The organism is Neisseria sp. HMSC03D10 (assembly GCF_001807625.1).
Classification (GTDB): domain Bacteria; phylum Pseudomonadota; class Gammaproteobacteria; order Burkholderiales; family Neisseriaceae; genus Neisseria; species Neisseria mucosa.
Genome location: NZ_KV789489.1, coordinates 1 through 6828 on the forward strand (window position 1 = coordinate 1; position 6828 = coordinate 6828).

Sequence of the window (6828 nt, forward strand, 5' to 3'; positions counted from 1 at the left end):
GATGTCCAACTTTTGGGGTGCAGTTCAAACCGTATTCCGAGTTTTCAGACGACCTTTTCAATCCAACATCAAGGCATTAGGACTCGACGGGGATGATGCCGATTTTTGCCTGCCATTTGCGCGGGGCGGTGGCGTGGATGGATTCGCCTTTGCTGTCCACGGCGACGGTTACGGGCATGTCTTTGACTTCAAACTCGTAAACTGCTTCCATGCCCAATTCGGGGAACGCCAAGACTTTGGAGGATTTGATGGCTTTTGCCACGAGGTATGCCGCGCCGCCGACTGCCATGAGGTACACGGCTTTGTTGTCGGCAATGGCTTCGCAGGTGGCTGCGCCGCGCTCGGACTTGCCGATCATGCCCAAGAGGCCGGTTTGTTCGAGCATTTGGCGGGTGAATTTGTCCATGCGGGTGGCGGTGGTCGGACCTGCGGGACCGACGACTTCGTCGCCGACCGGATCGACGGGGCCGACGTAGTAAATCAGGCGGTTGGTGAAATCGACGGGCAACTCTTCGCCTTTGTCGAGCATATCGACGAGGCGTTTGTGCGCGGCATCGCGGCCGGTGAGGATTTTGCCGTTCAACAGCAATACGTCGCCTGTTTTCCAGCTGGCAACTTCTTCTTTGGTCAGCTTATCGACATCGATGCGTTTGCCGTTGTCGGGGCTGTAAGTCAAATCGGGCCAGTCTTCGACGCGCGGCGGAGTCAGTTCGACCGGGCCTGAGCCGTCCAATTCGAACTCGACGTGGCGGGTGGCGGCGCAGTTGGGAATCATGGCAATCGGTTTGGAAGCGGCATGGGTCGGGTAATCGAGGATTTTGACGTCCAACACGGTGGTCAGTCCGCCCAAACCTTGTGCGCCGATGCCCAGCGCGTTGACTTTTTCAAAGAGCTCGAGGCGCAGGGCTTCGGTGGTGGACAATTCTGCGCCGGAAGCGGCTTTTTCCTGTAATTCTTGAATATCGATGTGGCTCATCAGGGATTCTTTCGCCATCAGTACGGCTTTTTCGGGCGTGCCGCCGATACCGATGCCCAAGATGCCGGGAGGACACCAGCCCGCGCCCATGGTCGGGATGGTTTTCAATACCCAATCGACGATGTTGTCGGACGGATTGAGCATGGCGAGTTTGGATTTGTTTTCCGAGCCGCCGCCTTTTGCCGCGCAGGTTACTTCGACTTTATCACCCGGCACGATGCTCATGTGGATGACGGCGGGGGTGTTGTCTTTGGTGTTTTGGCGTTTGCCGGCAGGGTCGGCGAGGACGGAAGCGCGCAGGGTGTTGCCTTCCCAAGTGTAGGCGCGGCGTACGCCTTCGTTAACCATCTCTTCCACGCTCATGTCCGCATCCCATTGGACGTTCATGCCGACTTTGAGGAAAACGGTTGCGATACCGGTATCTTGACAGATGGGTCGGTTGTTTTCCGCACACATGCGGCTGTTGACCAAAATCTGCGTCATCGCGTCTTTGGCGGCGGGATTTTCTTCCTTCTGCCACGCCTTATAGAGTGCGTCGATGTAGTCTTTCGGATGGTAATAGCTGATGAATTGGAAGGCATCGCAGATACTTTGGATAAAGTCTTCTTGCTTGATGACGGTCATGATTGTGTTCCTTTTCTCATGGTAGGGAGGGTTTGTTCACTTTTTATAGATGTCGTTTTTCAGACGACCTTAATCGGTGTAATAGTGCTGTCAATCGATATGAGGCGACAATATGATTTTTATAATCCATTGATTTTCATAAAACTTAATAACCTATCATTCCACTCGGATGATGATAACGGATATTGTCGGCAATATTTACCGGAAGAAATAAAACTACAATTAATCTGTCTACTCAAATTCCAAAGGATCGTCTGAAAAGACTGGATTCACCGCCGCAATGAACCTTACTAATAACATGAATTTAAGAAGAAAAAATTACTTTTCAGACGACCTGTCTTTCTTTTTTCAACCATACACAAATGTAAAAGCCGTGTCATTCTACCTATGATGATTTTTGATGGAAGTCAAACTTAGCTACTTTTCTGAAATTTTATAACACTATTTGCATTTACTTACACTTAACAAATTTATTCAATAAATACATAGATATATACCTTTATATCAAACACTTAATAATGATATTTACTCGTATTTCAAAACGGTTTTTAGCAGTTATTCCTTTATCGTAAGTTTATTTTATCTTACAAAATAACAGGATGACACAAAGGTCGTCTGAAAACCGCTGTTTTTTGTTCACAATCCGCTCCTACCCTGCCTTTAAGACTCCGCCATCATCAAAAAATCTAAATTCTGATACACTAACAAAAGACAGTCAGACATTGATTTATAAGATGTTTCCTGAAAAATATACGCAACTCTAAAAAATTTGTAATAAAAATACACACATCCGATTTCCCCTATCTCATTCCACAGGACACTACCATGAGTGAAAACTTGTTAACCCTGACCATAGACGGCCACGAGGTCAAAGCCTCCGCCGACTCGTCAATCATTCAGGCCTATGCCCGTTCCGGCAGCGCGATTACCGCCAACGTCGGCTGCATGGGGCAAGGCGTGTGCGGTTCCTGCCGCTGCATGATACGCAAGGAAGGCGAGCGCGAGGTAACGACTGCGTTGGCGTGTGAAACCAAAGTCGAAGAAGGGATGCAGGTCAGCTTCTTGGACTACTTCATTCCCGAGCATATCCAATATTACGACGTGAGCGAGGTCGGCGACGGCTGGAACTGGCTGGATGACACCGCCAAAGCCTTCCCCGAAGCGCAACACTGCCGTCATTGCGGCGGCTGCAACCGCGCCTGCCCCAAAGGGTTGGAAGTGGAAAACGGCGTGGCGCAGGTGGTATCTGGCGATTTCGGCGCGGCTGCGCTGACCTTCGACCAATGCGTGATGTGCAACCTCTGCACCCTTTCCTGTCCCGAACACATCCGTCCGAACCACTTAGGCCTGTTCGCCCGCCGCATGAAAGCGGCGCGCACGCTGCGTCCGGTGGATTTGATGCGCCGCCTGCGCGAAATCGACAGTGGCAAAATGAAAGTCGAATTTGAAGAGGAGGCAATGTGATGGCGAACGAAATCCAAGGCATAGACTACGAAACCGCCCTTGCCAACCTGCGCACTTCCTCATTGGAACTGCGCGGCGACCTGCCGGAAAAAAACGAATTGTTGAGTCAGTTCCACCCCGACTATCAGGCCAATGCGCGCGTCAAACTGCCCATCGGACCGAATACGGGCGATTACTGCCATCCTGATTTGGCGAAACTGCTGATCAGTCATCCGCTGATTGACGACTATGATTTGTCGGGCGCGGAACACTTGAACACCGACGTGCTGGTTATCGGCGGCGGTGGTGCGGGCGCGGCGGCAGCATTGTCTGCGACCGAAGCAGGCGCGCGCGTGATTATGGCAAACAAGCTGCGTATCGGCGACAGCAATACCGTGATGGCCGAAGGCGGCATTCAGGCAGCGGTCGGCGCGGAAGACAGCTTGCAGCAACACTTTGACGACACCATCAAAGGCGGCCACAACGCAGGCAAAAAAGAATTGGTGGCGCAAATGGTTACCGACGCGCCGTCCGCCATCCGCTGGCTGATTGGTTTGGGCATGACTTTCGACCTTACCAAAGGCGCGGACAGCAACGGCATGTTGAGCCGCAAACGTGCAGGCGGTACGACCGTGCCGCGCATCTTGAGCTACCGCGACTTTACCGGCCTCGAAATGATGCGCGTACTGCGCGAGGCGGTCGAACTCGACGAAAACATTACCCAGCTCAACCGCCACCCCGCCATCGAATTATTGTCAGACGAACACGGCCGCTGCGTCGGCGCGATTTTGTACGATTTGGAAAAACGCTCCTTGGTATTGGTTCACGCCAAAGCCGTGGTCTTGGCGACCGGCGGCAGCGGACGGCTGCATTTGCAGGGTTTCGCCACTTCCAACCACTACGGCGCAACCGCCGACGGTCTGGTGATGGCGTACCGCATCGGCGCGAAACTGCGCGACATCGATTCCTTCCAATACCATCCGACCGGCGTCGCCCATCCGCCGCACTTGGCGGGCGCGCTGATTTCCGAAGCCGTCCGTTCCGCAGGCACCAAACTGGTCAACGGTTTGGGCGAGCGTTTCATTGACGAATTGCAGCCGCGCGACGTCGTTGCCGCCGCCATCTTGCGCGAGTGCCGCGAAGGCCGCGGCGTGGTGCGCGACGGACAGGTCGGCGTGTTCCTCGACACCCCACGCCTGATTGAAAACGATCCCGACGTATTGAACCGTTTGGTAACACTAGGCCACGTCGCCCACAAATGCGGCATCGACCCCGCTGTCGAACCTGTGATGATTCATCCGACCCTGCACTACCAAAACGGTGGTGTTGAAATCAACGGCGACGGCGCAACCTGTGTCGAAGGTCTCTATTGTGCCGGCGAAGTAACCGGTGGCATCCACGGACGCAACCGCCTGATGGGCAACGCGCTTTTGGACATCATCAGCTTCGGCCGCCGCGCGGGTAAAGCCGCCGCCGGTTGCGGCCTGCCGCTGAAGAAAGTGCGCGGCGGTGTCGGACACGTCCACGATCTGCAACGCGAAATGACCCGCGCCGGACTGACCAGCAACATCAAAGCCCCCGTTTTATATCCCGACTACGGCAAATTCGATTTGCGCGAACACGCCGGTTTGCAGGAGCAACAATCATGAATCAAGCCAATCAAAACTTACTGCACCCGTCCCGCCAAGTCGGCGCGGATTTGGCCGCGTGGCGCAAAGTCGGCGGCGGCGAAGGTCTGCTGGCGGCGCTTGCCGATCCTCAAAGCATCGTTTCCAAGCTGCAAGACGCCAACCTCTGCGGCATGGGCGGCGCAGGTTTCCCGACCTGGCGCAAATGGGAGGCGGCCGTTGCCGCCCAAAGCAAACATGGCGACAAATACGTCGTCTGTAACGCCAACGAAGACGAACCGGGTACGTTCAAAGACCGCGTATTGCTGGCGAAAACGCCGCACCAAGTTATCGAGGGCGTACTGATTGCCGCCGTCGCCTGCCGCGCCAACAAAGCGATTATGTATGTCAACCCGCACCAGACCGAATCCATCGCTTCCATCGTGCCCGCCATCGAGCAATGGAAAAAAAGCGATTTGTTCATCCGCATCGAAAACTATCTGGGCAAACCTTTAGACCTGAAATTGGTCGAAACTTCAGGCCGCTACATCGGCGGCGAAGAAACCGCCGTGATTTCATGGTTGGAAGGCGGTTTCCCGTTCCCGCGCCGCAAGCCGCCGTTCCCCGCCGAAAGCGGCGTAGAAGGCGAACCGACCCTTATCAACAACACCGAAACCTTCGCCAACATCCCGCAAATCCTTGCCAAAGGCGCGGAATGGTACAAATCGCTGGGTTTGGGCGATGCCGCAGGCACGAAACTCTACTCGCTTTCCGGCGACGTATTGAATCCGGGCCTATACGAACTGCCGATGGGTACGACCCTGCAATCGCTGATTTTCGACCACGGCGGCGGTATGCTCGAAGGACGCACGTTTAAAGCCGTCTTTACCGGCGGCCCGTCAAACACGCTTCTGACTGCGAAAGATTTGGACGTGCCTTTGGACTTCGTGTCCGTGCGCGAACGTAAATCCAGCCTCGGTACGGGCGCGATGATTGTGATTTCCGAAGGCACCAGTGTCGTGCGCAAAGTGGCCGAGTATGTGGAATTTTTTGCGTCCAACTCGTGCGGACAATGCCCGCCATGCAAAGGCGGCACGTTCCAACTTTCACGCCTGCTCAACCGTGTGGATACCGGCATCGGCACTTCAGACGACCTCCGTGCCCTGCAAAGCCTGTGCCAACTGCTGCCCCGAAGCGGCCGCTGCGGCCTGATTGACGGTGCGGTTACCGTGTTGCAAAGCTCGCTGCGTACCTTCCCCGAAGAGTACGGCCTGCCGGCGGAGCAGGATTAATCCGATACGGGGTTTCAGACGACCTTTTCTATTATGGGAGGTCGTCTGAAAAATACCTGTATGAACCAACATGATGAATTAGGGTTTAAGTATTGTTGGGTTTCGCAACCGAACCTGCTAAATCTGAGGTTTTACCCTCTCCCTAGCCCTCTCCCACAGGGAGAGAGAATGATGGTGCTGAAGCCGACCATTATCAGATTTTCTGCAATCTGCCCCTCTTCCACGAAGAGGGAATGATGGTGCTGAAACTGACCATTATTAGATTTTCTACAATCTGCCCCTCTTCCACAGAGAGGGAATGATGGTGCTGAAACCGACCATTATTAGATTTTCTGCAATCCGTCCCCTCTCCCCGTGGGAGAAGGTTAGGGAGAGGGCAAAACGCAATAACCTTAAGAAAACGTCGTCTGAAAAGATGGCAACACAAACACGCATTACCTAAACCACCAAAAGAAAAACATAAAAAACAACTGCTGCCAAATACGTTTCAGACGCCCCCTCCCCACTAAAACGGATACACATCGTCTGACTAAAACTTACCGGAAGATTTGCCATCAGAAAAAAGATATGCGCATCCTAGGGTTTTGCCCTCTCCCTAACCTTCTCCCACGGAGAGAGGGAATGATAGTGCTGAAACCGACCATTATCGGATTTTCTGCAATCTGTTCTCTCTTCCACGGAGAGGGAATAATAGTGCTGAAGCCGACTATTATCGGATTTTCTGCAATCTGCCCCTCTTCCTCGGAGAGGGAATGATGGTGCTGAAACCGACCATTATCGGACTTTCTGCAATCTGTCCCCTCTCCCCGTGGGAGAGGGCTAGGGAGAGGGCAAAACGCAATAACCTTTGACCCAAACCACCAAAAGAAAAACATAAAAAACAACT

Annotated in this window: 4 protein-coding genes; 3 read left to right on the plus strand and 1 reads right to left on the minus strand. The window is 53.6% G+C overall.

The annotated features are described in order from the left end of the window. Window positions 1-76: 76 nt before the first annotated feature. On the minus strand, window positions 77-1600 hold the full coding sequence (locus tag HMPREF3066_RS00925) for a fumarate hydratase (RefSeq protein WP_003740750.1): 1524 nt from the start codon (window positions 1598-1600) through the stop codon (window positions 77-79). Between the two features lie 825 nt (window positions 1601-2425). On the opposite strand from HMPREF3066_RS00925, the gene HMPREF3066_RS00930 reads away from it, so the two are divergent. From HMPREF3066_RS00930 to HMPREF3066_RS00940, 3 genes are read left to right on the plus strand one after another with little or no spacing between them, the layout of a single operon-like run. Beyond that, window positions 2426-3064, plus strand: coding sequence for a 2Fe-2S iron-sulfur cluster-binding protein (locus tag HMPREF3066_RS00930; RefSeq protein WP_003777402.1), 639 nt, complete (start codon window positions 2426-2428; stop codon window positions 3062-3064). After that, window positions 3064-4692 carry an FAD-binding protein gene (locus HMPREF3066_RS00935; protein ID WP_070439861.1) on the plus strand — a complete coding sequence of 543 codons (1629 nt, stop codon included), beginning with the start codon at window positions 3064-3066 and terminating at the stop codon, window positions 4690-4692. The genes HMPREF3066_RS00930 and HMPREF3066_RS00935 overlap by 1 nt, the downstream gene beginning before the upstream one ends. Beyond that, window positions 4689-5942 (plus strand): complex I 51 kDa subunit family protein, encoded by a 1254-nt coding sequence (locus HMPREF3066_RS00940; RefSeq protein ID WP_045075738.1) that lies wholly within the window; start codon window positions 4689-4691, stop codon window positions 5940-5942. The genes HMPREF3066_RS00935 and HMPREF3066_RS00940 overlap by 4 nt, the downstream gene beginning before the upstream one ends. The last annotated feature ends 886 nt before the right edge of the window (window positions 5943-6828 follow it).